Raw genomic sequence first — 26,254 nt, forward strand, 5'->3', positions numbered from 1 at the left:
ATCATATGGGCGATAAGCGGTGAATGAGGAGGGAAGAGAATGCGAATTTCTTTTATTCGTCACGGTCGCTTGAATCATTGTGTAAATCCAATGACAGTTACTGAGTTTCATGAATGGATGCAATGCTATGATATAGAGGAGATGAGAGTAGAGGAAAGCATACCACGTGAAACGATTGAAGCGATTGAATCTTCCAAGTTAGTTGTGACAAGTAATCAAAAACGTGCTGTGCAATCAGCAGCAGAGTTAACAAATTCTTTATCTTTTATCCAAAATAAACTTTTTCGAGAAGTAGAGGTACCATCTTATTTTTTTGCTCCCAAATGGATAAAATGTAAACCAGAAATATGGACAATGGTAGGGCGTACATTATGGATTATAGGTTACTCTAAAGGGGTTGAATCTTATCGAGAGGCACGGGAGAGAGCAAAGCAAGCTGCTGATACACTTATTGGTTATGCCCTTGTCTATAACCATATTGTCCTTGTAGGACACAGTTATTTTAATACAATGATTGGTACGGAATTACGTACGAGAGGTTGGGTTGGGCCACCTATCTTTCATAGGAAACCGTGGGGATGTACAGAATATACATTTCACGAAGCTTTAAACGGAACGAAACTAAAAACGAATTTAACATAAAAGCACACGATTCAAACGGTGAATCGCGTGCTTTTGTTATGAAACGAAAGTCTTTTTTAAGAGCGGTTTTACTAAGTGAGCATATGGCTCACCTACAAGCATGACAGTCTTGTCTTCTTCGTAGCCAAGCTTTTTATATAAAGAGAAAGCTCTTATGTTTTCTAAATTTACAAGTAACGCAATTTTTTCATACCCTTTGTCCAATCCGTCATTTTCAACCGTTTTAATTAATTGGGAGCCAATTCCTCGTCCGCTATATTTGCTTGAAACAGATAATGTATCGATATAATACTCATCTAATTCTGCTTCTTTTTCTAACGTAATGGTTGAATCTTGGTGTAGCTTTTGCAGGTGTTTTACAATTGGAGCATCGAGCTGCTTTGCATGACTTCCGTGGTAAGCAACGATAATTCCAACTACTTTCCCATCTAATTCTTCAACGAAACAGTTTTCATAGCTCAACCGATTACCTGTTTTGGAAAACCAATTTTCAAGGCCTTTTAATACTTCTGTTTTCTCTTTGGCACCGGTGAGTTTCTCAGCAATTTCATGCAGAGCATTATACAATAGCGGAGCGATTGCTCGTGCATCTGTTTTTTTTGCTTTCCGAATCATAGTATCCCTCCTAATTGTTAACCTTATTGTAACATAAAATCAAATTGGAGCTACTCTATATCCATAATAGAGAAAGCTTTTTAAAGAAGCTATAATAAGGCTGAACAGTAAAATAAGGTGAATCATTTGTTTAGTTAGTAAGAAACATAGAGATTCCCTCACCTTAGGCTTATAAGTAGGTAGCCGTGTTCGATGACTCAATGATCCTTCTTTCCGAATTAAGATAAAATTACCGTTGTCGACTGGTACAAGATAAGATAGAATATTGCAGAGAGGTGAAATACATGGATAAACAATTAGCAAATACAATTTTAGATCAACTGAAAAATGGTGAGATAAAAGAGTATGTTGTAACAAAAGATGTATTTTATACGTTTCGCGAAGTTTTAGTAAACCGAGAAGATTTTAAACATTTTATTGGAAATGCACAGCGCGGTGGGCAGGTTATTTATACATATACGGAAACCCCACGTTCATAATAAGAGATAAAGGAGAGGCGATTTATGGGAGAGTTTAAACAAGGAGCTTTGCCACATTGGGACTATATGTGGAAAGATGAAGCTGGGAGAAGGCTTGTTGGCATGGTTATGTTTCCTGAGAGACGAAAGCATATGAAAGAGATCGTGGAAAGAATAAAAGTTGCCTATGAGCAAGGGAATAAAATTAAAATGACAGTAAAAGTACAACATACTTATCAACATGTTGAAGGAACTGTTGTATATTTTGATGAAGAGGCACCAGTATTTACGATTCAAGATAAAGAAGAAAATTTTCATCACATTTTTATAAAAGATGTTTCAAAGTTAAATATTATCAATGAATAACAAAGTTTTGTATATATAATGCACTTGTTTTACAATCCAGTCGCACGAATCAATATATGGATGTGCGTTTCTAATTGTCTTTTATCATTCAAATGATATTTTTATTATGTAACAAAATGAGTATATGTATTTAGAGAGTCGTATTTCTGATTTGTACAATATAGATAATGTGTAACCGGTTTCGAACAGATTACAACATACAGTCTGTTCTTTTTTGTGTGTGCTGGAGAAAAGGATTTCTTCAGCATTTCCCGTTTTTTACAAAAATGATTCTTAACATTTTTGTAAAAATGGTTAAATTCATTGACAACTTTTTTGAAAAGCACTTTATTGACATGAGTTTTAGAATGTTGTTTCATAGTCATTGTATTAAAAAAAACGACTGTTTATGTCGAAAAGTAAAAGTTAAAAAAAGAAAGAATTTATACATACATCTTGTGTCTTGTTTTAAAACGTAATACAATATATAGGGACATCGAGAATCGGCAGCGAGATATAAAAGGAAGAAAGGGAGGGTCGGAGATGTTAATTGCATATGATTCTATGACAGGGAACGTGAAGCGTTTCATCAACAAATTAAATATGCCGGCCGTTCAAATTAGTGAGGATTTAGTAATAGATGAAGAGTTTGTACTTATTACGTATACAACAGGTTTTGGAAATGTGCCAGAACGTGTTTTAGAATTTTTAGAACGCAATAATGCAAATTTAAAAGGCGTATCTGCAAGTGGCAATCGCAACTGGGGAGATATGTTTGGAGCGAGTGCAGACAAAATTTCAATGAAATACGAAGTACCTATTGTATCAAAATTTGAGTTATCTGGAACAAATAAGGATGTAGAATATTTTAAGGAAAGGGTGCGGGAGATTGCGACACATTGAACTGAATAATGAAATCACGCAAATGCAAGATGGTTTCTATCAGCTTCATAAAGATAAAGAAGCACTGGAAGTCTTTATGGAAGAAGCGAGAGCAAATACCATTCATTTTGATAGCGTGGCAGAACGAATAAAGTATATGATTGAACATGATTATTATTACAATGTTTTGGACGAGTATAAGTTGGAGGAAATAGAAGCAGTATACGATATTGCGTACGGAGAAAACTTTAAGTTCCAATCTTATATGGCAGCATCTAAGTTTTATAAAGATTATGCGCTCAAAACAAATGATCAAAAGCAATATTTAGAAAGCTATGAAGATCGTGTAGCAATTGTATCCTTATATTTGGGACGCGGTGATGTGAAAAAGGCAAAACAATTTGCGAGCATGATTGTTAAACAAAACTACCAACCAGCGACACCAACCTTTTTAAATGCCGGCAGAAGCAGAAGAGGAGAAATGGTGTCTTGTTTCTTGTTAGAGATGGATGATAGTTTAAATTCGATTGGATTTAATATTAATACGGCGATGCAGCTATCAAAAATCGGTGGCGGAGTAGCCTTGAACTTATCTAAGCTGCGTGCACGTGGTGAACAAATTAAAGGTATCGAGAACGCAGCAAGCGGTGTTGTACCAGTTATGAAATTACTTGAAGATTCGTTTTCATATGCGAATCAGTTGGGTTAACTTATGGCTCAACTATAAAACCGGGTCAATTGCTGGAACGCCTGAGTATATCGAGGTAGGATACTACGAAGAAATTACGTAGCGCCCCCTAAAAAACCAAGATTGCAGGAAATCAGCAGCCGAGCTCCTAAGTCTATTAGATATGGAGAAGGTTCAACGACCAAGTAGTTATGTAGGTGACTATATAGCTCGAACCTGGCTTCTCAAACCAAATTCAAAGGGTGTATATAGTTATGGAGAGAACAAAGAGCTTTATAACAAAAATATGTCCTATTTGTAAAAGTAAATATGTGGTTAATCAAAAGAACAAAAAATACACTGAGATTACATCACATTATTCCATTTCGTTTTTTTGAAAGTCTTGATCAAGCAAATCTTATGATGAATTTATTGCTACTTTGTGATTCGTGGCATATTTAGGTACATCAAAAACATGATGAGTGGCTAAACAAAGAATTTGGTGAGAAGAAGATATGGTCTGAACTCTATAGCGATATAGAGAGGGTAGCAGAAATGACTATCCCCCATACGTTTTAAGGTATGGAGTAACAATATGCAAAGAAAAGGTGCCGGTGCTGTATACTTAAACATTTTCCATTGGGATATTATTGAATTTCTCGATACAAAAAAAATAAATGCCGACGAGAAGAGCCGGATTCAGTCTCTATCAATCGGTATTATCGTTCCAAGTAAGTTCTTTGAGCTTGCTGAGAAAAATGAACCATTCCATGTTTTCGCACCATATACAGTATATAAAGAGTACGGAAAACATTTAGATGATATTGATATTGATGAAATGTATGATGAGTTAATGAGCAATCCAAATGTAAAGAAAAAGTCACTAGATTTAAGTGCGCGTGATATGCTCATTAAAATTGCAATGATTCAGCTTGAGTCTGGTTATCCATACTTAATGTTTAAATCAAATGCGAATCAGCAACATCCATTAAAGAATATTGGAACTGTGAAGATGTCGAACCTTTGTACAGAAATCTTTCAATTACAAGAAACATCCGAAATTAACGACTACGGTACAGATGACATAATCCGCCGTGATATTAACTGTAACTTAGGATCATTAAACATTGTAAACGTAATGGAGAATAAAGAAATTCGTGAAGCGGTACATGCAGGAATGGAAGCTTTAACAGCCGTTTCTGATATGACTGTTATTCCAAACGCACCAACTGTGAAGAAGGCAAATGATGAGCTTCATTCGGTTGGACTTGGTGCTATGAACTTACATGGATATTTAGCGAAAAATAAAATCGCTTATGAAAGTGCAGAAGCGAAAGAATTTGTTCGTACATTCTTTATGATGTTAAACTACTACTCGATTGAAAAGAGTATGGGTATTGCGAAAGAAAAGGGCGAAACATTTAAAGACTTTGATAAGTCGGATTATGCAAATGGCACGTACTTTGAAAAGTATGAAACAACAGACTATAGCCCTGTAACGGAGAAAGTACAACAGTTATTTGAAGGGATTTACATTCCAACAAAAGAAGATTGGACAAGTCTAAAAGAAGAGGTGCAGAAGTATGGTTTATATAACTCATATCGTTTAGCTATTGCGCCAACACAATCGATTAGTTATGTTCAAAATGCAACTTCAAGCGTAATGCCAATTGTAAGTCAAATTGAGTCAAGAACATATGCGAATGCGACAACATATTATCCAATGCCATATTTATCAAAAGATACGTTCTGGTATTATAAGTCTGCTTATGATATGAATCAGTTTAAACTGATTGATTTAATTGCAGAGATTCAAGAGCATATTGATCAAGGAATTAGTACGATTCTTTATGTAAATAGTGACATTTCTACACGAGAGTTAGCACGTTACTACATTTATGCACATAAAAAAGGCTTAAAGAGTCTGTATTATACAAGAACGCGTAAGTTAAGTGTGGAAGAATGTGTAGCTTGTACGGTTTGATGTAATGATATATAACTTAAAGGATAAGACATCATGAGCAGGGTTTTATAACCCTGCTCATGCTTAGTTATAAATTTTTAGGTTCTGATAGACTGTGATTAGGAAGTATGAGTTTAGAAAGGATTTCATTATAAAAAAGAAGGGGCGATTCAATGCGTGCGGTAAACTGGAATAAAAAAGAAGACGATTTTAGTTTAATGTTTTGGAAGCAAAACATCGCTCAGTTTTGGACAGAAGAAGAAATCGCAGTATCTTCTGACAAAAATACTTGGGTGCAATTATCAAAAGAAGAACAAACGACGTATAAGCGTGTATTAGGTGGCTTAACACTTTTAGATACAAAACAAGGTGGCGAAGGGATGCCACTTGTGCTTGTACATATCGAGAATTTACAAGCGAAAAGTGTGTTAGCTTTCATGGGCGCTATGGAAGAAGTGCATGCAAAGAGTTACAGTCATATCTTTACGACACTTGCAACAGAAGAAGAAATTGATGAGATTTTCGATTGGGTGGATCAGCATCCATTACTTGAGAAAAAAGCTGGTATTATTACAGGATACTATCGCAAGTTATTAAAGCCAGAAGTAACGAAAAAAGAGTTATACATGGCAATGGTAGCGAGTGTATTCTTAGAAAGTTATTTATTCTATAGTGGTTTCTTCTATCCTCTATATTTAGCAGGACAAGGGAAATTAACTGCAAGTGGTGAAATTATTAACCTAATCATTCGTGATGAAAGTATTCACGGCGTATTCGTTGGTCTTTTAGCACAGCAAATCTTCGCTGAACTGTCTGCAGAAGAACAAGAAGACGTGCAAAAGGAAACACAAGATTTATTGATGGAACTGTATGAAATTGAAACGGCATATACAGAAGAAATTTATGCGTCTATTGGTCTTGTCGAAGAAGTAAATCGTTTTGTTCGTTACAATGCGAATAAAGGGCTTATGAACTTAGGATTAGAACCACGCTTTGAAGAAGAAGAAATTAACCCAATTGTTTTAAATGGTTTACGTACGGATACGAAAAATCATGATTTCTTCTCTGTAAAAGGGAATGGCTATGTAAAAGCAACGAATGTTGAAAAATTATCGGATGATGATTTTGTATTTGATTTTTAATAGATGACTGAGGAAACAGGAGGCAAAAGCCTCCTGTTTTTGTTTTTTACCATATTGCTCATATTATTTCATTTACCCAATTATCAGTAATGATTAGGTTACCCATTGTTTTCATATATTCCTTAAATAGTTTACATAATGTTATTATTTTGCAAAAGAGTTTCTCTGTCTTATGATTTCGTCACGATCTTTACAATTGATAGGATGTAAATCGCATTTGAAACGTGTACATGGGCAGGAGAAGTTCATACTCTTTTTTTATGCTCATTTTCGTATGAGTATTTACAATCCTTTTGTATCGGTGTACTATTAAACTAGTACACCGATACAAAAGGAGGGAAGAAATGAAAATTGAGTTTTCTCCAAATATACCAATTTATATTCAAGTGATGGAATACATAAAAAAAGAGATTGCAACCGGTCATTTATCACTTGATGATAAAATTCCCTCTGTTCGTGAATTGGCAAGTGAGTTACAGGTAAATCCAAACACAATTCAGCGAACCTTCCAGGAGTTAGAGCGGGAGGGTATCGTCATAACTCGTAGAGGGATGGGACGATATGTAACGAGCGAAGGAGAGAAAATTATGGAATTGCGTAAAGAGATGGCCAAAGAACTGCTGGATTCTTTTATCAATGGAATGGATCATTTAGGGTTTTCTGGAGATGAAATTCTCTCTATCCTTCGTTCTTCATTAGAAGACAAAAAGGGGGATAAAGGATGACGAATTTACTTGTGATCAAAAACCTATGGAAGCAGTATGGTTTAAAGACAGTAATCCGGAATGTAAATTTGGAGATTACAGAAGGAAAAATTATTGGTCTTGTTGGGGATAATGGAAGCGGAAAAACGACGCTATTAAAAATGATGGCTGGTTTACAACATCCTTCAGAAGGAAGTATTACAATTGCAGGAAAGAAAATAGGATTAGATACGAAAAAGGTTGTTTCATTTATGCCAGATTACCCTGTATTTGATGAGTGGATGACTGTAAAAGATGCAATATTTTTCTATCGTGATTTCTATCAAGATTTTGATATACAAAAATCGGTAGATACAATTGCTGCATTCAAAATACCGTTAGAAGAGAGAATTACAGCTTTATCAAAAGGAATGGTTGAAAAGTTACAACTCATTTTAACATTTTCCAGAAAAGTAAAGTTTTACATATTAGATGAACCGCTTGGTGGGATAGATCCTATATCAAGAGAACATGTATTAGAGCTTATTTTACAGTTTTATCGAGAAGATTGTACAATTATCATTTCGACACATTTAATTGGTGAAATTGAAAATATTTTTGATGAAATTCTCTTTTTAAAGGATGGAGAAATTGTACTTCATGAAAATGTGGAAGAGCTTCGTTTTCAAAAAGGGAAAGCTGTGACTGAGTTGTTTAAGGAGGTGTTTAGTAGGTGAGCGGATTATTACATTATATGTGGAATTGTAATAGAAAGAGGTTCATTATTTCATTTTGTATACTTATATTTATTATGGCTATATTATGTGTACAAATGAATGTACAGTTAAGTGGTACATCTGATAAGAAGCAATTGGAACTCTTTTTTGTTATAGTAATATTATATATATTTAGTCTATTTCTTTCCTTTATACAAACGGTAGCTACCTTTTCAAAACTTTTAAAAAATCCACTTATTCGTTTAAGTGGGGTTTCCGGATGGAAAATAGTATGGGGAATCGTTTTATTCTTATTTGCGGTGATGATAGTATGGGAAGTTGTAGCGGATTGTCTATTATATATTTTGGGAATTTTGGCAATACCGGGTTCGACATTATTTCAATTGTTGACTGAAATAAAAGATATGACAAGAATGGAATGGCTTTTGAATTCTTTGATAGAAATGCTGAAAGTAGAAAGTATTATGGTTCAAATATTATTTTTAATCGTACTAATGAAATGGTTGATTAAAAAGAGGAAGCTGCAATTCTTATTTATCATTGTTTCCTTCTTTATTTTAAATGCAATCTTTAAAGGAATATATGTAGGGTTAGGAAAAGTAACAACAGCATATGAATTCACAAAAAAAGTAATGTATTTAAGTGGTGAAGGATTAGAAATTGGTATGTATGCAGGAACAACTATTAATATATACAATGTTAGTTTTGCTTGCATAATAAGTGTAGCATGTATGTACGCAACAGCCTACATCATCGATAACAAACTAGAGGCCTAAAGGAGGAAGAATCATTGGGAAACGTAGTAGTTAAATTAGAAAATGTTTATAAGAAGATTGGTGGAAATGAAATTATTCGTGGTCTTTCATTTGAAGTGGAAGCGGGAGAGGTATATGGATTTCTCGGGCCGAATGGAAGCGGAAAAACGACAACAATTCGCATGATGACAGGTCTTATTGCCATGACAGCAGGAGATATTACGATTTGTGGTCATAGTATTCGGACAGAACGTGAGAAGGCGTTAGAACACATTGGAGCGATTGTTGAAAACCCGGAATTATATGATTATATGACAGGTATGCAAAATTTAAAACATTTTGCTAATATGGCTGTTACGCCAATTAGTAAAGAGCGTATCGCTGAAATTGTGAAGCTAGTTGAACTAGAGCATGCGATTCATAAAAAGGTAAAGACATATTCACTTGGTATGAAGCAGCGCCTAGGAATTGCTCAAGCACTTCTTCACAATCCGAAAGTTCTTATTTTAGATGAACCGACAAATGGATTAGACCCAGCTGGTATTCATGAAATTCGTGATTATTTACAAAAATTAGCGAAGGAAAAAAATATAGCTGTCATTGTATCGAGCCATTTATTAAGTGAGATTGAATTAATGTGTGATCGCGTTGTTATTATTAAGAATGGTCAATTTGTACAAGCATATAACTTACATGAGCAAGCGAAGCATGATGAAACTGTTGTCGTAATGTTTGAAGTAGATCAAATCGAACGTGGAAATGAAATCATTCAAGGTAAGGTGCAAGAAAATATTATTGTTGCTTCTATAACAAAGACTGAAATTCCGCAAATTGTGAAACAACTTGTTCATCATGATATTCTCGTATATGGCGTTACAGTACAAAACAAAACACTAGAAGATAAATTTTTATCAATTACAGGAGGAGTGAAGGCATAATGGTAAAATTAATCCAAAATGAATGTTTAAAATTACATGCGAAAAAAGGTATATATATTTTAATGGGAATATTAATTGGATTGGAAATTATAATCGCAGTCGGTGTGAAACAATGGGCACCGTCTGAGATGCAACCGTCTGGATATGGCTCATTTACAAATAGCATGTTCGATTTTATATTTCTTATTGTTACAATTTTTGGAATCATCTTAGCAACTCGTTCTATTACAGAAGAATTTCAAAAAGGAACAATTAAACAGTTGCTGATTCGTCCTAGAAAGCGAGTTACAGTTTTATTTTCAAAATATATAACAATTGCATTAGTTGTAACAGTCATATTATTTATTGCTTTCATGGTTTCCGTATTAATTGGAATGGTTGTTTTTGGTGGAGAAAAAGAGGGACTAACAGTTGCGGTATTAATGAAGAAGTTTATGTATGAGATAATATCAGTGTTATTCTTTATAACATTAGCTTTTTGTTTAGCAAATATTTTTAGAAAATCTGTATTACCATTAGTTATGACCCTATTTATCTTTTTCTTAAAAGGAACAATCAATACAGTATTAATGATTTTGGCAGAAGGTGTAGCAAAGTTCTCTGTTTTTTCTCATTTAGATTTAAGTGTATATGATAGTAATGAATTCATTAACGCGGGAATGAAACCTCCATTTGCTGGGTTTACCTTTACAACATCATTATTAATCGATATCGTATACTTTGCTATATTACTGATTGTGTCAAGTGCCTTATTCCAAAAACGTGATGTACTATAAATGATAAATGATAAATCCTCCGCAATGAGCGGGGGATTTATTAATACATTTGTTCTTTTTGTATATCGTCTTGCAGTGATTTTCTTAATGACAATTAAGATGGATACAATGCTTATAAAGAGGGTATAACGGTCTGGAAAATGATTGTGATTATAGAAGTACGCATGAATTTATTTCTACAAATATGCGTTTAATAATGTAATAGATTAAGGGGTAGAGGTTATCATATTTTCAAAGAAATCCGTGTAAAAACTTTTTCTTATTTTCAACACGTTAAGATGTTTTATAAAATGAAAGTATAAAATGCGATATTTGGCATTATCTTGTAAAGAGGAATTTTTATTACATAGTTTCATTGAAATGCAGTAACAAAGGAACTGAGCAAAATCGGAAGAATTTTATGGATACATCATTTTTGGGGGTGTTTTTTATTCAGTACGCATTTTCACATATAAGACTTCGCAGTTTTTTTGCATGGATGATTTTAGGAATGATTGTTACAGTAGTAACGTTAACGGTGATAGGAGTTTCAAAAACGATTGAAGATGTCGTCATGCAAACGACAGTGTTTTTTATATTCCCATTATTATGGCTATATATGAAAACACAAAAAAATAATATTGTATTTACTAGTTTTTTTGATAAAACATCAAAAATGAATTGGAAATTAATTTTGATTGCAACAGCAATGGGAATGATTTTTTCTTTTGGTGTATCATTTATTCAATTTTACATACTAGCACATCTTGTCCCGAATTTTATTGTAGATATATTGAATGATACTAGTTTAATGAATACGAACAATGTGTTCACAATGATATTTAGCTTTATTTCGGCATGTATATTTGCACCGATTATGGAAGAAGTGATTTTTCGAGGTTTTTTCTTACAACGTATGACAGTAAAGTGGGGAATTAAACGAGCTGTAATTATTTCATCTCTTATTTTTGGGTTAGGTCACTTTGATATTGTAGGTGCCTTCTTATTTGGAATCATTATGTGTCTTTTGTATATTAAGACACAAAATATATGGATGAACATTGCTGTACATGCTTTAAATAATTGTATTGTAACGATTATGCAATTAATAGGAGGAGAAGAAGCAAATGATACGATTTCTGCTAGTACATTACAAGGAGTAGGAAACCTATGGGTTGGAGCTATTTTCATTTTGATTAGTTTATTATGGTTTGTACCTTTTATTCGGAAGAATTGGCGAAACATAAAGGAAACAGGAGTGCCGCCTCTTCGTTTCATCGATGAGGAAAAGAGAACGGAAATAGCGCCGCAAAATAGAATATATAGTCAAGTTATTATAACGGAGCGATTGATGGCTGTAGAATTACCAGATGAAGTTGTCAATCGGATCAAATTAGAAGAAAATGATGAAGTAACAATAACGGTAGAGAATGATCAAATTATTATTCAAAAAGCTGAGTAAAGTAAAAAGTAGCCTTCCGATGAAAGGAAGGCTACTTTTTTAATGAATAACAATTTCTACATGAAAGTTATTTCCTTTTTTTATATATTTAATATCTGTAACGGTACGAATCGTTTTTAAAATCTCTACTTTTTCCCCAATGCGGGGAATGGTAGGAACATTATCCCAAATGCCAAGTAAGTCATCTTCCTGCGCTGTTTTTTCATAAAACAAAATTTTCAAAACGATACCCCTTTCTCGAAGATTTTGTATTTTAATACATAATAAAACATTTTTATTCTTTTTGTAAGAGGTTTTTAAGGTTGTTTTGAATAAAAATTAATTTTTATTTTTCTGGAAAAACATGTTCAATATCAGGCGTTAGTGCAACTTCTGATAAGACAATATGAGAAACAGTTGTTGCATAGGAAGAGACATCATTAATAAATTCCTCAAGTTCAACTAAGGAAGGAACAGAAATTTTCACGATATAACAGAGGCTACCTGTTACGCGATAACAAAAGCTTGCTGATGGATAAGACTGAATAAATTGTTGCATACGTGTTGTATCACCATTTTTTAAAGTAATTTCTAAAATACAATCTAAAACGAGGCCAGCTTTTTTATAGTCAATATCGATTGTATATTTTCGGATTACCCCCTCACTTTCTAATTTACGAACGCGTTCTGTTGTCGAAGGTGCGGATAAATTCACACGTTTTGACAGCTCTCGCATTGAAAGGCGACTATCATTATATAATTCATTTAAAATTTTACGATCCACACGGTCTAGTTGCATTTGTAAATATACCTCCAGAAAATTTGTATTTTTTGTAAAGAAATCATATAAATTAAGATTCATATGAAATGTAAAGAACGTCTTATCTATTTTACAATAAAAGTGTGAAGAGGAGGAGAGAGTGATGGAGAGAATTTCATTATCAAATGTAGGAGATACAAAGTTTCAAAAGTTATTAGGTCATAATCCGGATATATTACATTCATGGAGTGCGTTAGAAAACACGCTGTATCATACAGGAAATCTTTCGCCAGAGTTGAAGGAGCAAGTAAGAAGAACATTAGCGTATGGGAATGAATGTCCGTACTGCATGGCAAAGGGAAGACCTGATGATATGCAACAGGTGGAAGAAATTAGTGTAGCAGTTACTTTTGCACATACATTTGTTCATGATCGAAAGGCGATAGATGATAATCTGTTTCATATATTAAAACAATATTGGACGGAAAAAGAAATTGTAGAGCTTTGCGCGTATATTTGTTTTATTACTGCGTCGCAGCAACTTGGATTTGTATTTCAATTACAGCCTGATTCATCGCTAAAACTATTCCGATAAAATAATTGCATAATTATATAGAAAAAAATAAGAATATTTCGTATAATTAAAGTGTAATTATTTTGAGAAATAGGGGTGGCAGTATATGGAGCAAATTCCAGTAAAAAAAATAGAAACCGTACTCGTTTTAGCAGAGGATGATAAGCAAAAACAAAAAGAATTTTATGAACTGTTGCTTATGACTCATTTTTATGTTGCTGGTACAATTGAAGCAGAAGATTCAGCAAAAGAAGGAACGTTGCGTTTGCGCCATTTTCAAGGAGAGGGTAGATGGATTGTTCCGTTCTTTACGCAATTGGAATTTGTAAAAGAAGTATTGCCAGAAGATACGCCCCTTATTACGATACGTGGTAAAGAATTGTTTGAAAGTATGGATAAGGACGCAACGGCGGTATTAAATGTAGGCACGGAAATAAGTAAAACATTTATTCCTGAAGAAATCGCAGATATTGTGTCTGGTCGTATCTTTCAGTATTACAACTAAAAAAGAAAAGCCATTTTGGCTTTTCTTTTTTAGTTTGTAAATGGCACGATACCAGAAGGGATAGAAATTGTATTTCTGTCTGTATTCATTGTGACTGTAATCCCAAGGGGAATCCCAATATTAGGGCTAATATGTCCAATTGGTAAGCCGAATAGAACTGGGATATGATGCGGTGCAAAGTATTCGTACAATATCGTTTGTAACGATTGAGATGGTTTTGAAGAAATGCAGTTATGACAGCTTGTAAAAATAATACCTCGACATTTATTAAATTTTCCTGATAAATGGAGTTGATTCAACATGCGATCAATGCGATATGGTTCTTCGCCAATATCTTCAAGTAATACAATTTTATTGGTTGTATCGACTTCAAATGGTGACCCAAGTGTGCTTGTCAATACAGTTAAGTTCCCTCCAATGAGTGTTCCAGTAGTGAAGCAGGAAGGGGCTGGCACAATACATTCTGATGCCGTTAAGATAGATGAATAAGGAGAGAAGAGTTGGTTGAAAGAAGAACGCGATAGAGAATCTACCCCTTTTCCTAATTCTTCAATCATCGGTCCATGGAACGTCACGAGGTTTGCATAGCGTGAAAAAGCGGTATGTAAAGCTGTAATATCACTATATCCCCAAAAGATTTTTCGATTTTGTTGAATGATTTCATATTGAATGCGAGGGAGGAGACGCGCACTTCCGTAACCACCTCGTGCACAGAAAATCGCCTTTACTTCATTATTTGTAAAGGCTTCATGTATATCATCAAGACGAACTTGATCATTTCCAGCTAAATATCCATACTTCTCATAAACACTCTTTCCAATTATTACGGATAAGCCCATCTCTTGTAAGATGTCCACACCTTTTAATACATTTTCAAGTGTTGGTGGGCCAGACGGTGCAATAATCATTACTGTATCACCTTGTTTTAACGCATTTGGATATATCATTGTTTTCAGCCTCCTTCTCTTTCAATATATTCGCTTCGTATGAAATTCAATCCTTGTAAAAGAAGGGGAAAACTTGTCAAATAAAGAAGGTATAAGGGAAGGGGAATAGGAGGAGGCATAATGTTTACAAGTCGAGTTACAGACATATTACAAATTAAGTACCCTATCATTCAAGCAGGTATGGCAGGTGCGATTACGACACCAGAACTTGTTGCAGCTGTAAGTAATAGCGGAGGATTAGGCACGCTTGGAGCCGGCTATATGAGCCCAGAAAAAATTCGTGAAGCGATTTATAAAATAAGGCAGTTAACTGATAAGCCTTTCGGTGTTAATTTACTTGTAACGAAAGAGATACAAATAGAAAAAGAGAAGGTAAATGAGGCGAAAGTCTTACTTAGTGGAATGAGTAGAGAGTTAGGTATAGAGGAAGATGAATTCAAGCTTCCACAAAGCTATAAAGAACAATTACAAGTACTATTAGAAGAAAAGGTGCCGGTTGTTAGCTTTGCATTTCAAACGTTAGAACAAGAAGAAATAAATGTTTTGAAAAGAAGAGGAATAAAAGTGATTGGAACAGCTACTCATGTAGCGGAAGCAAAAGCACTTGCTGAACTTGGGGTAGATATGATCACTGGGCAAGGTAGCGAGGCAGGAGGACATAGAGGAACATTTATCGGTAAAGAACAAGATGCTATGATTGGTACGTTTGCGTTAATACCTCAGTTAGTAGCAGCAGTCTCGCATATCCCGATTATTGCAGCTGGTGGTGTAATGAACGGGAAAGGGTTTGTTGCTGCATTGGCATTAGGTGCAGAAGGTGTTCAAATGGGATCAGCCTTTTTAACGAGTGAAGAAAGTATTGCACATGATGTATATAAAGAGGCCATACTGCAAAGTGCAGATACGAGTACAACTGTTACGAGAGCATTTTCTGGAAGATATGCAAGAGGTATACGGAATACTTTTATAGAAAAGCATGAAGGAAAAGAAGATAGGCTTCCGATGTATCCAGTGCAAAACGTATTAACTTCTAAAATACGCCAAGAAGCAGCGAAACAAAATAAAGGAGAATACATGTCGCTTTGGGCAGGACAAGCATCATCATTAGCACGAGTAGAATCAGCTCAGCGCGTCGTGGAGCGAGTGATGAAAGAAACAGAGAATGCCATTGAACAATTAGAAAATGTATATAGAAAAAGACCACTTGAGTAATTCAAGCGGTCTTTTCGTTAGTTTGTTTTATAAAATTGTTGGATAGCTTCGTCGATGTAAACCCAGCCTTTCCAACCTAAGTGCATATGATCTTTTAAGAAGTATTTATCATACTCATGATTTGAGAAGTCGGCAATTGGATACCCAGCTTTCTCAATTTGTTTATGAACTTTTTTGTAGTACAATTCGCGGCGTTCTTTCGGGAATCCCGCGTAATCGTACCAAGTTCCTTTGACAGGAACAGAAATGAAGAGTGGTTTTGCACCTGTTTGCTTTAATAAGTCAAGTACAGTTTGTAAATCTTCATACTCTGGAGATTGATCATACGCATCATGTTTTAAGTATCCTTGACGTTGTTTTAATTTCTTTTTAATTTTTTTATTGAAATAATGATCTTCGATACCGTATTCATTCGATTGCGATTCCATTTTACCAGCTTCATCCGCATATTTACGCGCTTCTTCCCAGTTCATTTGTTTCAATGCTGGATCAAGCTTTTCTTTCGGTGTTTTAATATGAAACATTGCCGTAAATAAATCTTTACGATCTAAAATATTGCGATACAGATAAGCAAAAGGTTTCACAGCCATTGCTTTTATTTTATGCTCTGTATCATCATAAACAATACCTTCTAAAGAAGTTTTCAACAATGTTTCTTTCTTTACAATTTCAAAGTTCAGCAAACGCTTTGCAATTTGTTTTTTCATTTCCGGTTTTAAATCATTGTTGAAAATGAAATGATAGCCTTGTTGCTTAGAAAAGTTAGGTGCAAAATGCGTTTCGTCAATACCGTGTGGGACAAACCATTGAGGTGAAAGAACAAAGACCATTTTTTTATCTTTTAATTGATCCATTGTAGATGCAAAGTTTAATACATGTACAAGGTTTTGTGTTCCACCTCGGCCAAGAAGGAATGGTGTGAATCCTTCTGGTTTTACTTTAAAGTAATTGGATGGATGAAAAGCATCCATTCGAGCAAACTCCGATGAACCATACATCGGAAGGTATTTCGGGTCTTCTAACATTTTTTGCTGTAAAATCATACTTTGAATTTTTTCTTCTTGTAAAGAAGTAGCAGCTCGTTCTACTTTCTTATCACTGACAAGTGGAAGTAGAAAGCGTGTTGGAATAAGTAGGAATACAGCAAAAAGGGCCAATGCTAGAAGCATCGGTCCAAATTTTGCTTTGCTCATCGGATTTCTTCCAATTTCTTAATAACCATATTTGGTGTTGCCCACTCATCACGGTCGAAATCAGAAATAGAAACTTCAATACCTAAGCGCTCTTGGAATTCTACTAATAAAGATACGACAGCGAAAGAATCAAGAATACCTTCTTCAAATAATTGAACATCTAGATTCTCTTTCACAATATCATTTTCACATACTTCTTCTAAAATATCTAATACTTGCTCTTTAAATTCTGCCATTTAAAAAATCTCCTTTATATCCGAAATGTATTATATATGCGAACTTCTTAATGAAATAAGAAGTGATGCATTAAAAGTATCTGTTTAGGTGACCAGAGAAGATTAGGAAACCGAAACATACAAAATGGAATGTAATTACAACCGCAAGGATATGCATCCATTTATTATTTGGCCAAAATTTATGCTTCTTGTTTTTCCGTTCGAAAATATCGAACAGGATAAATAAAGCAGCATGATAAAGGCCGTAAATAATGTATTGATATACATGCTCACCAGTAATGTGCCATATCCCCATAATGAAAAAGTTTAAAAATGCGCCAATATATGAAATCGTATACCGATTTTTCAATAACTTTTTCTTCGTTGCAAAAAAGACAAAGCGCATATAGATAAAGTCACGGAACCAGAACGATAAACTCATGTGCCAGCGATTCCAAAAGTCTTTAATGTTACGACTAATGAACGGCTTATTAAAGTTTTCTGGCGTTTTAATTCCCATCATATAACTTACACCGATTACGAATGCACTATAGCCAGCAAAATCGAAGAATAAATAGAAGCTATAGCTATACATGTAAATTACATTTGAAAGAAAAGTATCTTGTTTAGCAAATGCTGCTTCCATAAGATGTTGATTTATTAAATAAGCAATAATAAATTTATACAGAAAACCTTGGAAAATACGATTCATTCCTGTATAGAGTAGTTGTTGATATTCCTCACTACTAGGTGGTTTTTGAATATCTTTTTGGAATCTTCGATACCGATCGATAGGTCCCGTAGAGATAGCAGGGAAGAATAAAACGAACTCCCAGAAATGAAAGAATGAAAGCTCTTTAATTAAGCCATCACGTACTTCAAAGACCATCTGTACTGCTCTGAATGTTACGTAAGACATACCTAAGAAAACAACAAACTTTAGTTCAGGTACAAACGGTGCGATTTTGGCTAAAATAAGCGGCAAAATCGACAAAATAACAGCCATGCAAAACATGAACGTGTTATTATTTTGTTTTCTCAAATGTAAATAGCCTCGAATAAGGACATATTGCCAAATAATAAATACTGCTAACATAATGGCTTGCTTTGGTTTGTCTGAGAAGATTATCGCAAGCATAACAAGTGTTAAAACAGCGTTATATTTTCGCAACATTTTACCTTTTAATCCGGCAATAATCGTAGGTATTAATAAAATGCCTACAATCACGAAAAAATAAAATGATCCATATGCGGTCATGCTGTAACCTCACTCAATAATTTTTTGCGATCTACCTTTCCATTTGGTGTCATTGGAATAGAAGATTGATACATGAATTTACGTGGAATCATATAGTTTGGTAATCGCTCATTGAGTTCTTTTTTAATTGCAGATGTTAATTTGAATTCCTTTTCAAACGAATGCTCCCCAGGAACAACAACCGCTAATAAATAATCGTATTTCTCACCTTTTTTAATAGGAACAATAACTGCTCCTTCTACGTAAGAACATGCACGAAGATGATGCTCAATTTCTTCTAATTCCATTCGATACCCATGAAGCTTAATTTGGAAATCAAGACGACCATTATAGAATAGAAGACCGTTTTCCATATAGCCAGCATCGCCTGTTTTATAGGCGCGCTCGCCGTCAATCATAGTAAATGATTTTTCTGTTAATTCAGGGCTTCCTAAATAACCAACGCTTACGCTTGGGCCGACAATTACGATTTCACCTTTTTCTCCATCTGATGCAATCGTTCCATCTTCTTTCATAATAAGAAGACGGCAGTCTGATTTACAATAGCCAACTGGAAGGGATTGATACGTATCAATAACTTCTTGCGTAACAGGAATACTTGTTACAGCAACAGTAGCTTCTGTAGGGCCATACGTATTCATAATTGTTGCTTTTGGAAAACGTTCCATTAATTTTTTCGCAACCTCATTTGGTAATACTTCCCCGCAGAATAAGAATGTTTTCATATTTGGTAGCATACTTTCAGAGAAAGATGTTTCCATTAAACACATTTCTGCAAAAGATGGTGTAGAAGTCCATACTTGAATGTTCGATTGTTTTAATGATGCAAATAAATCTTTTGGACGCGCAATCATATCTTTATCGATTGCCCATAGTGTACCACCTGTTACTAACGATGGGTAAATATCCATCACAGATAAGTCAAATGAGAAAGGTGCTTGATTTAAGAATACTTGTCCTGTTTGTAAGTTGAAATCTTGAATCGCCCATTTTGTAAAACTAACAAGACAATTATGCGTAATTTGTACACCTTTTGGATTACCTGTGCTTCCTGATGTGTAAATAATATAGAAGTTCTCATCGTCTTTTACTGCATGTTCAGGATTTGGAATTTTCCCTTTATGTGTAAAGAAAATGTCTTTTAAGTTGTTTTGAGATACAGTGCGAACTGGTAAGTCAGTTACAGTTAATTCTGCTGCTGATAAAAGAAGTTTCGCACCAGAACTTTCCGCAATACGTAGTACACGGTCAGCTGGAATCGATAAATCAACAGGAATATAAGCATGTCCGGCTTTTACACAACCTAAGAAGCTGATGATCATGTCAGGTTGCATATGGCCATACACCATAATTGGTGAAGAATCATCTGGATATTCAGATGAAATCCAATGTGCTAATGCATCAGAATCGTCTTTTAACTGTTTGTACGTAATCTTTGCATCTCGCCAAACGAAAGCGGTTTGATCAGGCGTTTCTGTCGCCCACTTTTCGATTTGTTCTAATAACTTCATAACGTTCTTCCCACCCTAAAATTCATTGTAAATAAATGTACTTGTGTTTGTATCATGAAAGCCATACAACCAAAGTAATGCAAATAAAATTGCAAGGTAATAAAAGGTTTTTGTAACCCATTGTGTGAGTGGTCGAGACCATATCTCTTTTAATCTTTCCATGTCTTTCCCTCTCTTATAAAATGATAACTCTATGTAGGTAGCATGTCCTACATAATTGTGAAAAAAACAAAATTCCACATTTTAGGTAAAAATAAGATGAAAGGCTCTTTTCTGATAGTAGCACTAAATACTAAAAAAGAAAATCCCCAACTTGCTAATTATATTACAATCATCATAAATTTGTAATGAATTTGTCATGTAAAACGTAGAAATCCTAAAAGACTGCCTTTAAAAATAAATATATTGAAATAGAGGACGAACGATTAGAAGGAGGGTATTAGGGATGAATGATAAAATGATAAAATGGCAAAAGCTTATCTCAGAGAAAAATATAATAAAGTGGCGTCGCCATCTTCATCAGTTTCCTGAACTTTCATTCCATGAAAAACAAACTTCTCAGTTTATCTATGATATATTGTGCTCCTTTTCCGCTTTTGAAGTAACAAGACCAACAAAATATAGTGTGATGGCAAAGAAAAAGGGTAAGAAACGCGGAAAAGTTGTCGCCATTCGAGCAGATATAGATGCGTTACCAATTCAAGAAGAGAACGAAAAGCCGTATACATCATTCGTTTCAGATGTTATGCATGCATGTGGTCATGATGCACATACAGCTATTTTATTAGGAGCAGCAGAGGCGATTGCAAAAATGGAGGAAGAATGGGCTGGCGAGATTCGGTTATTCTTTCAACATGCAGAAGAGGTTTATCCTGGTGGTGCTCAAGAAATGGTAAAGGCTGGGGTTATGGAGGGAGTAGATTGTATTATAGGTCTGCATGTCATGTCTGGGTTAGAAACCGGTAAAATTGGAATCGTATACGGGCCTATGATGGCAGCGCCAGATGTATTTACAATTGAAGTGAAGGGAAGGGGGGGGCATGCGGCTAGACCTGAAGAAACAATTGATCCGATAGCAGTAGGAGCGCAAATCATTACGAATTTACAACATATTGTTTCGAGAAATACAGGTGTTTTTGAACAAAGAGTTGTCTCTGTTACACAATTTCATGGCGGAACAGCGGATAATATTATTCCTAATACAGCATTTTTAATGGGAACGGTACGGTCTTTTCAGCAAGATGTTAGAAAAGAAGCAGAAGAAAAAATTAACCAAATTGTAAAAGGTGTTACAGAAGCACATGGCGCTACATATGAATATACATATCGCTATGGATATGATCCAGTGATTAACGATGTAGAGGTTACAAAAGTTGTCGAAGAAAGTGCTCGAGTGCTATTGGGAAGTGACAGCATTATACAACTGGGTCCTTCCATGGGAGGAGAAGATTTTTCTGCTTATTTAAGAAAAGCTCCAGGCTGTTTCTTTAAACTAGGGACTGGGAATGAAACAAAAAAGACGTGTTATCCACATCATCATCCGAAATTTGATGTAGATGAGTCGGCACTTATGTATGGTGCGATGCTATTTTTAGAAGCGACAATGAAACTATTAGAAATCGAGTGTTGATATAAAGTGAACCTTTAATCAGTGGGGAAGTTCTTCACCAACCGAATTATTACCGCTTTAAAATAGCCGGGATAAAAAAAGGCAACTGCGAGAATCGCAGTTGCTTTTATTTCTTTCCGTTAGAGAGGGCTGAGAAAGAACTATGCTCATTCATAGTATATGAACTTTTAGAGGACAAGCTTGTACCTTTTCATTATTTTTTTGAAAATAGTCATTGACTTTGATAATCGTTATCAATTAACCTGATGGTGTAAATAAAAATGTGGAATGGAAACGAATCACATAGAAAAAGTAGTACATAAACGAAGGAGAGATTGAATTGAGTAAGTTGGTAATGGTTTTTGCAAGTATGAGTGGCAATACAGAAGAAATGGCTGATCACATTGCTGGAGCAATTCGTGAAACAGGAAATGAAATTGATGTGATCGATATTATGACTACACCAGAAGCTTCTATATTAGAAGAATACGATGGTATTCTTTTAGGTGCATATACTTGGGGCGATGGTGAGCTGCCAGATGATTTTTTAGATTTCTACGATGAAATGGATAAAATTCATTTAACAGGAAAAAAAGCGGCTGTATTTGGTTCTTGTGACTCCGCTTATCCGAAATATGGTGCAGCTGTGGATATTTTAATAGAAAAATTACAAGAACGCGGTGCTGAAGTTGTGTTAGAGGGACTAAAAGTAGAGTTAACGCCAGAAGATGAGGATATAGAAAAGTGTCTTCAATTTGGTATCGATTTTATAAAATACCTTTCTTAATGGCGGGAGGGAGATGAAGAGCAGTTGCAAAGGAAAATCTCAATTAAGATGATGACAGACTATCATTTATATGAATTTATGCGTTGTCCACATAAATATTATCTTCGTCATATAAAAAGGAGAGAATCTTCTTCACTTGAATGGCAACAAATCGTTCAAATGATTGTAAATCAAATTGTTCATGAATATTACTTGACGTCGAAGGAGAAACAAACAGAAATCTTGTTGCTAGAGCTATTGGAGAAACATTGGCATAAAGTAAAAACTTCTATGTTTTCTTCTAAAATAGAATATTATATTGTGTTGGCAAAATTAACAGATCATTTGTTACAGTTTGTGAAAAAAGATGAAAGTAAAACACCACCTTTATTTTTATATGAAAAAATTCAAATGTACATGGAAGAACTAGGTATCCATATTTCTTTAACCTTTGAAATTGGTGAATGGTCTTCTCAATCTTTTGTCATAAAAAAGTATGTTGTGGATGGAAATGAAGAAATGTTTGCTCTTTGTCAGAAATTAACAACTGTATTTTGTTATAAGGCTTTTGGTATATTGCCAGAGACAATTGAATTTGTTAATTTAATAGAAGGAACTAGGTATGAATATGTTCCAAAAGATAAAGATATAATAGAAGGAATAGAGTATTTAAAGATAATGAAGGAAATGATAATAGACTCGAGGAACTATATGAAGGCTTCATTCCATTCAAAATGTGCAAACTGTGTATTTCAAAGAGAATGTGTTCGAGGAAACCAGTCAGTAGAGACAACAATTCATTAAAATAATATTCATTTGGATGCTATTTCTTTATTTTATATCTTGATAGGTATAAAGAATATGATATAATAAAAATTCATCATTATATATTAGGTAAGAGTAAGTTTGAAATATAGTTTTAAAAAAAGAAACTGATATGATGACGAATAAAAAATCTAGTCAGTTGTTATATTGACTAGATTTTTTATTCGTTATAAATCTTTCATACTATATACCTTAGAGACGATATATAGTATGAAAGATTATCATTACTTATATCACTTTGACCGTAATTTCTTTAAAATATAGTCCATCAGCGGAGCTAATTGTTACCTTTGTTGTACCTCGATTCATGATTTTCATATTTAGATTACCCGCTTCGGCATAATCAGGATAGATGATAGGGTCTAGAACATCACGGTTTGAGACAGTAACTTGTGCTCCTTTTAAAGAATAATCAAAATTGAAGTCTATAAACGGAGCATGTTGAGTATTTTTGTATAATTTGGTAACTGTAATGTTTTGTGAGTCAGTGACGTTTTTATCACCAAATGGTTTTGCATACCACGTAATGTTAGAGAAGTTGCTAGGAACTCTACTTAATAATTTTGTACGTCCAGGGCTATCAGGAAGTTTCTTTAAATCTGTACGTACTTTATCAATATCTGTTTGTGTAATGCCTTGTTTGACAGGAGTTCCGATACCATTTGTAAATAGCGACTCTAGTAGTTCTTGTGCTTTTTGCAATTCAGAAAAGAGTCGTTGTGCCTTTTTAATCTCATCTAATAGATTTGTTTTATCTTCCGTATCAGGAAGTTGATCAACTTTCGCTTTGGAGGCATCAATGTCAGCTTGTGTAATATTAGCTTTTAACGTATTGTGATCATTGGCCGTGAACAAATCGTTAATTGCTTTTTGAGCATTTTGTAATTTTAGAGTTTGAGTAGCATTGAATAAATTTTGTGCTTTTTCAATTTCTTTTATTAAAGTTTGCCTATCATTGTTGTCAGAAAGTTGGTCAACTTTTATTTTGACATTATCAATATCAACTTGAGTAATGGTCTCTTTTAATGCTGTATGGAAACGATCAGTAAAGAGAGAATCTACGTTTTTACGAGTCTCGTTTAATACATTTAATAGATGTTCAGCTCGTTCGATTTCTTTTTGTAATACTTCTTTTTCAGGTAAATTTGATACAAGTTCCACTTTTTGCTTAGCTTCTTTGATTTCTTTTTCAGTAAGAGAGTCATTTAATATAGTGTGTTTATCATCGCTGAATAGAGCATTAACCGCTTGTTGCGCATTTTTTAATTGTGTTGCCTCCCGTTCCTTGAGCAATTGTTGCGCTTTTTTAATCTCGTTTAACAGTTCTGTTTTATTGCTGTTATCAGGAAGTTGTGATACTTTTTCTTTTGCTGCATCAATCTCTGTCTTTGATGTTTCGTTGTGAAGAATAGAATGAGATTCATCGCCAAAAAGTCCATGGACGATACTTGTTGCGTTATTGAGATGATTCAATAGATTTTGCGCTTTTTCCAATTCTTGCTGTAATTGTTGTTTATGCTTTGCTTCAGGTAAACTTAATACAAGTTTCGCTGAAGCATCAATGTCACGCTGAGTAATATTTGCATGTAATGTGGAATGACCTTCATCAGTGAATAAACGATTTACTCCTTTTGTTGCTTTATTGATGAGTTCGTAGCTTACTGTAATACCAATTCGTGCATCTTGCTTCACCACGGTATCTCCATAGTAGCCATAATAGGAGGCAACACTATAAATAAGCTTCTGATCTTCCGCATCTTCTGGTACAGTAAATTCTTTTTGAACTGTAACTTCTTCTCCAGGTATTAAAATTTTATCAGGACCAATATCCGCATATTCTTGGTACATGCCAAGATGCCAGTCTGCTCCCCAAACGTTAGTCAAATTACGATTGCCTGTGTTTTTTATATGATAAGTGTATATGATAGTCTCGCCGGGTGTTACAACCTCTTTATTTGTTGAAACCGTTAGTGAAATTTCTGGTTGTACTACATCAACTGTAATCAATGTTTTTGCTTGAGTTGTTATTTTTTCACCGTCAATCACACCATACACGGTAGCTAAACTGCGAAGCGTTTGGCCCTCTGTCACATCATTTGGCACAGTGAATTTTTTCGTCATTGTAATGGTTTCCCCTGGTCCGAAAGCGTTATCATTATCTAAATCGAAACGGCCTTGTAACATATTCACATTCCAATCTGCAATCCACACATCTTTAATGACTTTATTTGTGGCATTTGTAAGCTTATAGCGATATGTAATCGTTTCACCAGGCATAGGGGTTGGATTACTTGGGGTCACCTGTAAGATCATATGACCTATTTGTTCCTTACTAGTAATCTTAGAATTGTTAGTTTGTTCCGTTGCAGCTTCTGAAACGATAGGTGTTGTTAATACAGATAAACATAATAGCGATGTAATGACTCTTCTACCATTTCTTTTTTTGTATGGTTCTCTCATAAGAAATCCTCCTCTAGTATGTTTGGTGTCAAAATTAACACGCAAATTACCTTATAACATTTTGGAAAAAAAATCAAACTTATTTTTAAAAAATTTAGATTCTTTCATTTCTTTTTTTAGAGTACGTCATAATGAATAAATGTTGATATAAAGGGATTTAAAATGAGTTTTTTAATAAAAATAAGGTTTTATAAATAAAATGTTTATCAATATAAATCATTAATCTATTTCCAAATATGTAAAAAAAAGGGTTGAATTTTTTTAGGAAACGATATAACCTAATGGATGTGCATGAGGGAGATTTAATCACATAAATTCTATATTTATGATTTTACAATAATTAACTAATTTGTTCAATTTTTTTATATTTAACACTATCATGATAGTGTTAAATAT

General features: G+C 34.3%; 28 protein-coding genes and 1 pseudogene. 19 read left to right on the forward strand and 10 right to left on the reverse strand.

The annotated features are described in order from the left end of the window. The first annotated feature begins 39 nt into the window (after positions 1-39). Positions 40-642, forward strand: coding sequence for a histidine phosphatase family protein (locus MR059_RS00270; protein ID WP_011984148.1), 603 nt, complete (start codon positions 40-42; stop codon positions 640-642). A 36-nt stretch (positions 643-678) separates the two neighbouring features. On the opposite strand, the gene MR059_RS00275 is transcribed toward MR059_RS00270, so the two are convergent. Next, on the reverse strand, positions 679-1,257 hold the full coding sequence (locus MR059_RS00275) for a GNAT family N-acetyltransferase (protein WP_011984149.1): 579 nt from the start codon (positions 1,255-1,257) through the stop codon (positions 679-681). Positions 1,258-1,541: 284 nt separating this feature from the next. On the opposite strand from MR059_RS00275, the gene MR059_RS00280 reads away from it, so the two are divergent. From MR059_RS00280 to MR059_RS00335, 12 genes and pseudogenes are all read left to right on the forward strand, one after another. Further along, positions 1,542-1,736, forward strand: coding sequence for a hypothetical protein (locus MR059_RS00280; protein WP_011984150.1), 195 nt, complete (start codon positions 1,542-1,544; stop codon positions 1,734-1,736). A gap of 24 nt (positions 1,737-1,760) precedes the next feature. Further along, on the forward strand, positions 1,761-2,081 hold the full coding sequence (locus MR059_RS00285) for a hypothetical protein (RefSeq protein WP_011984151.1): 321 nt from the start codon (positions 1,761-1,763) through the stop codon (positions 2,079-2,081). A 522-nt stretch (positions 2,082-2,603) separates the two neighbouring features. Further along, positions 2,604-2,963, forward strand: a complete 360-nt coding sequence (gene nrdI, locus MR059_RS00290) for a class Ib ribonucleoside-diphosphate reductase assembly flavoprotein NrdI (protein WP_048722429.1) — start codon at positions 2,604-2,606, stop codon at positions 2,961-2,963. Then, positions 2,950-3,648, forward strand: a pseudogene (locus MR059_RS00295) (ribonucleotide reductase N-terminal alpha domain-containing protein); the annotation flags it as partial. The gene nrdI and the pseudogene MR059_RS00295, both read left to right, overlap by 14 nt. A 529-nt stretch (positions 3,649-4,177) precedes the next feature. Continuing rightward, positions 4,178-5,593 (forward strand): ribonucleoside-diphosphate reductase subunit alpha, encoded by a 1,416-nt coding sequence (locus MR059_RS00300; protein WP_370684822.1) that lies wholly within the window; start codon positions 4,178-4,180, stop codon positions 5,591-5,593. Positions 5,594-5,745: 152 nt separating this feature from the next. Further along, positions 5,746-6,714, forward strand: a complete 969-nt coding sequence (gene nrdF, locus MR059_RS00305; protein WP_242161375.1) for a class 1b ribonucleoside-diphosphate reductase subunit beta — start codon at positions 5,746-5,748, stop codon at positions 6,712-6,714. Positions 6,715-7,058: 344 nt separating this feature from the next. After that, positions 7,059-7,439 carry a GntR family transcriptional regulator gene (locus MR059_RS00310; protein ID WP_087094661.1) on the forward strand — a complete coding sequence of 127 codons (381 nt, stop codon included), beginning with the start codon at positions 7,059-7,061 and terminating at the stop codon, positions 7,437-7,439. After that, entirely contained in the window at positions 7,436-8,134 is a 699-nt protein-coding gene (locus tag MR059_RS00315; RefSeq protein WP_242161377.1) for an ABC transporter ATP-binding protein, read from the forward strand. The genes MR059_RS00310 and MR059_RS00315 overlap by 4 nt, the downstream gene beginning before the upstream one ends. After that, positions 8,131-8,910 (forward strand): hypothetical protein, encoded by a 780-nt coding sequence (locus MR059_RS00320; RefSeq protein ID WP_011984158.1) that lies wholly within the window; start codon positions 8,131-8,133, stop codon positions 8,908-8,910. Before MR059_RS00315 ends, MR059_RS00320 begins: the two co-directional genes overlap by 4 nt. A 14-nt stretch (positions 8,911-8,924) precedes the next feature. Further along, positions 8,925-9,827, forward strand: coding sequence for an ABC transporter ATP-binding protein (locus MR059_RS00325; protein ID WP_011984159.1), 903 nt, complete (start codon positions 8,925-8,927; stop codon positions 9,825-9,827). Beyond that, complete coding sequence (locus tag MR059_RS00330; protein ID WP_011984160.1) at positions 9,827-10,603, forward strand: ABC transporter permease; 777 nt, start codon at positions 9,827-9,829, stop codon at positions 10,601-10,603. Before MR059_RS00325 ends, MR059_RS00330 begins: the two co-directional genes overlap by 1 nt. A 430-nt stretch (positions 10,604-11,033) precedes the next feature. Continuing rightward, positions 11,034-12,044: a CPBP family intramembrane glutamic endopeptidase gene (locus MR059_RS00335; RefSeq protein ID WP_041810278.1), complete on the forward strand. Its 1,011-nt coding sequence runs from the start codon at positions 11,034-11,036 to the stop codon at positions 12,042-12,044. A 39-nt stretch (positions 12,045-12,083) separates the two neighbouring features. On the opposite strand, the gene MR059_RS00340 is transcribed toward MR059_RS00335, so the two are convergent. Then, positions 12,084-12,266, reverse strand: a complete 183-nt coding sequence (locus tag MR059_RS00340) for a DUF3913 family protein (RefSeq protein ID WP_011984162.1) — start codon at positions 12,264-12,266, stop codon at positions 12,084-12,086. A 103-nt stretch (positions 12,267-12,369) separates the two neighbouring features. Next, positions 12,370-12,822, reverse strand: coding sequence for an Lrp/AsnC family transcriptional regulator (locus tag MR059_RS00345; protein ID WP_011984163.1), 453 nt, complete (start codon positions 12,820-12,822; stop codon positions 12,370-12,372). A 124-nt stretch (positions 12,823-12,946) separates the two neighbouring features. On the opposite strand from MR059_RS00345, the gene MR059_RS00350 reads away from it, so the two are divergent. Beyond that, positions 12,947-13,378: a carboxymuconolactone decarboxylase family protein gene (locus MR059_RS00350; RefSeq protein WP_011984164.1), complete on the forward strand. Its 432-nt coding sequence runs from the start codon at positions 12,947-12,949 to the stop codon at positions 13,376-13,378. Between the two features lie 85 nt (positions 13,379-13,463). Further along, entirely contained in the window at positions 13,464-13,862 is a 399-nt protein-coding gene (locus MR059_RS00355; protein ID WP_011984165.1) for an SseB family protein, read from the forward strand. 29 nt (positions 13,863-13,891) lie between these two features. Here MR059_RS00355 and MR059_RS00360 read toward each other — a convergent pair whose 3' ends face one another. Then, the gene (locus tag MR059_RS00360; RefSeq protein ID WP_011984166.1) at positions 13,892-14,809 is read right to left on the reverse strand and encodes a S66 peptidase family protein; all 918 of its coding nucleotides are present in this window, start codon (positions 14,807-14,809) and stop codon (positions 13,892-13,894) included. A 120-nt stretch (positions 14,810-14,929) separates the two neighbouring features. On the opposite strand from MR059_RS00360, the gene MR059_RS00365 reads away from it, so the two are divergent. Continuing rightward, a complete protein-coding gene (locus MR059_RS00365) occupies positions 14,930-16,021 on the forward strand; it encodes an NAD(P)H-dependent flavin oxidoreductase (protein WP_011984167.1) in 1,092 nt (363 codons plus the stop codon). A gap of 17 nt (positions 16,022-16,038) precedes the next feature. Here MR059_RS00365 and dltD read toward each other — a convergent pair whose 3' ends face one another. The 5 genes from dltD to MR059_RS00390 form a co-directional block, all read right to left on the reverse strand. Then, entirely contained in the window at positions 16,039-17,214 is a 1,176-nt protein-coding gene (dltD, locus tag MR059_RS00370) for a D-alanyl-lipoteichoic acid biosynthesis protein DltD (protein ID WP_011984168.1), read from the reverse strand. Then, positions 17,211-17,450, reverse strand: a complete 240-nt coding sequence (gene dltC / locus MR059_RS00375) for a D-alanine--poly(phosphoribitol) ligase subunit DltC (RefSeq protein WP_011984169.1) — start codon at positions 17,448-17,450, stop codon at positions 17,211-17,213. The genes dltD and dltC overlap by 4 nt, the downstream gene beginning before the upstream one ends. Before the next feature lie 70 nt (positions 17,451-17,520). Next, positions 17,521-18,687: a D-alanyl-lipoteichoic acid biosynthesis protein DltB gene (gene dltB, locus MR059_RS00380; protein WP_011984170.1), complete on the reverse strand. Its 1,167-nt coding sequence runs from the start codon at positions 18,685-18,687 to the stop codon at positions 17,521-17,523. Continuing rightward, the gene (gene dltA / locus MR059_RS00385) at positions 18,684-20,198 is read right to left on the reverse strand and encodes a D-alanine--poly(phosphoribitol) ligase subunit DltA (protein ID WP_011984171.1); all 1,515 of its coding nucleotides are present in this window, start codon (positions 20,196-20,198) and stop codon (positions 18,684-18,686) included. Before dltA ends, dltB begins: the two co-directional genes overlap by 4 nt. Positions 20,199-20,213: 15 nt before the next feature. Then, positions 20,214-20,360 (reverse strand): teichoic acid D-Ala incorporation-associated protein DltX, encoded by a 147-nt coding sequence (locus MR059_RS00390; protein WP_041809557.1) that lies wholly within the window; start codon positions 20,358-20,360, stop codon positions 20,214-20,216. A 283-nt stretch (positions 20,361-20,643) separates the two neighbouring features. Here MR059_RS00390 and MR059_RS00395 point away from each other — a divergent pair, with 283 nt between their 5' ends. The 3 genes from MR059_RS00395 (at position 20,644) to MR059_RS00405 (ending at position 23,377) form a co-directional block, all read left to right on the forward strand. Continuing rightward, entirely contained in the window at positions 20,644-21,828 is a 1,185-nt protein-coding gene (locus MR059_RS00395; protein WP_011984173.1) for a M20 metallopeptidase family protein, read from the forward strand. Positions 21,829-22,147: 319 nt separating this feature from the next. Continuing rightward, a complete protein-coding gene (locus MR059_RS00400) occupies positions 22,148-22,594 on the forward strand; it encodes a flavodoxin (protein ID WP_011984174.1) in 447 nt (148 codons plus the stop codon). Positions 22,595-22,618: 24 nt separating this feature from the next. Further along, complete coding sequence (locus MR059_RS00405) at positions 22,619-23,377, forward strand: hypothetical protein (RefSeq protein ID WP_011984175.1); 759 nt, start codon at positions 22,619-22,621, stop codon at positions 23,375-23,377. A gap of 249 nt (positions 23,378-23,626) precedes the next feature. Here the strand turns inward: MR059_RS00405 and MR059_RS00410 are convergent, their stop codons facing one another. Further along, positions 23,627-25,858, reverse strand: a complete 2,232-nt coding sequence (locus tag MR059_RS00410; RefSeq protein ID WP_011984176.1) for a toxin Cry1Ac domain D-VI-related protein — start codon at positions 25,856-25,858, stop codon at positions 23,627-23,629. Between the last annotated feature and the right edge of the window lie 396 nt (positions 25,859-26,254).

Origin of the sequence: Bacillus cereus group sp. BfR-BA-01522 (assembly GCF_022662635.1) — a bacterium.
Taxonomy (GTDB): domain Bacteria; phylum Bacillota; class Bacilli; order Bacillales; family Bacillaceae_G; genus Bacillus_A; species Bacillus_A cytotoxicus.

Excerpts from the sequence above, each read along its gene's own strand:
- MR059_RS00310 (WP_087094661.1), top strand. The coding sequence starts at position 7,059 with ATGAAAATTGAGTTTTCTCCAAATATACCAATTTATATTCAAGTGATG.
- MR059_RS00330 (WP_011984160.1), top strand. The coding sequence starts at position 9,827 with ATGGTAAAATTAATCCAAAATGAATGTTTAAAATTACATGCGAAAAAA.
- MR059_RS00285 (WP_011984151.1), top strand. The coding sequence starts at position 1,761 with ATGGGAGAGTTTAAACAAGGAGCTTTGCCACATTGGGACTATATGTGG.
- MR059_RS00350 (WP_011984164.1), top strand. The coding sequence starts at position 12,947 with ATGGAGAGAATTTCATTATCAAATGTAGGAGATACAAAGTTTCAAAAG.
- MR059_RS00360 (WP_011984166.1), bottom strand. The coding sequence starts at position 14,809 with ATGATATATCCAAATGCGTTAAAACAAGGTGATACAGTAATGATTATT.
- MR059_RS00345 (WP_011984163.1), bottom strand. The coding sequence starts at position 12,822 with ATGCAACTAGACCGTGTGGATCGTAAAATTTTAAATGAATTATATAAT.
- MR059_RS00410 (WP_011984176.1), bottom strand. The coding sequence starts at position 25,858 with ATGAGAGAACCATACAAAAAAAGAAATGGTAGAAGAGTCATTACATCG.
- dltC (WP_011984169.1), bottom strand. The coding sequence starts at position 17,450 with ATGGCAGAATTTAAAGAGCAAGTATTAGATATTTTAGAAGAAGTATGT.
- MR059_RS00355 (WP_011984165.1), top strand. The coding sequence starts at position 13,464 with ATGGAGCAAATTCCAGTAAAAAAAATAGAAACCGTACTCGTTTTAGCA.
- MR059_RS00390 (WP_041809557.1), bottom strand. The coding sequence starts at position 20,360 with ATGGAAAGATTAAAAGAGATATGGTCTCGACCACTCACACAATGGGTT.
- dltA (WP_011984171.1), bottom strand. The coding sequence starts at position 20,198 with ATGAAGTTATTAGAACAAATCGAAAAGTGGGCGACAGAAACGCCTGAT.
- MR059_RS00280 (WP_011984150.1), top strand. The coding sequence starts at position 1,542 with ATGGATAAACAATTAGCAAATACAATTTTAGATCAACTGAAAAATGGT.
- MR059_RS00315 (WP_242161377.1), top strand. The coding sequence starts at position 7,436 with ATGACGAATTTACTTGTGATCAAAAACCTATGGAAGCAGTATGGTTTA.
- nrdI (WP_048722429.1), top strand. The coding sequence starts at position 2,604 with ATGTTAATTGCATATGATTCTATGACAGGGAACGTGAAGCGTTTCATC.
- nrdF (WP_242161375.1), top strand. The coding sequence starts at position 5,746 with ATGCGTGCGGTAAACTGGAATAAAAAAGAAGACGATTTTAGTTTAATG.
- MR059_RS00270 (WP_011984148.1), top strand. The coding sequence starts at position 40 with ATGCGAATTTCTTTTATTCGTCACGGTCGCTTGAATCATTGTGTAAAT.
- dltD (WP_011984168.1), bottom strand. The coding sequence starts at position 17,214 with ATGAGCAAAGCAAAATTTGGACCGATGCTTCTAGCATTGGCCCTTTTT.
- MR059_RS00365 (WP_011984167.1), top strand. The coding sequence starts at position 14,930 with ATGTTTACAAGTCGAGTTACAGACATATTACAAATTAAGTACCCTATC.
- MR059_RS00395 (WP_011984173.1), top strand. The coding sequence starts at position 20,644 with ATGAATGATAAAATGATAAAATGGCAAAAGCTTATCTCAGAGAAAAAT.
- dltB (WP_011984170.1), bottom strand. The coding sequence starts at position 18,687 with ATGACCGCATATGGATCATTTTATTTTTTCGTGATTGTAGGCATTTTA.
- MR059_RS00275 (WP_011984149.1), bottom strand. The coding sequence starts at position 1,257 with ATGATTCGGAAAGCAAAAAAAACAGATGCACGAGCAATCGCTCCGCTA.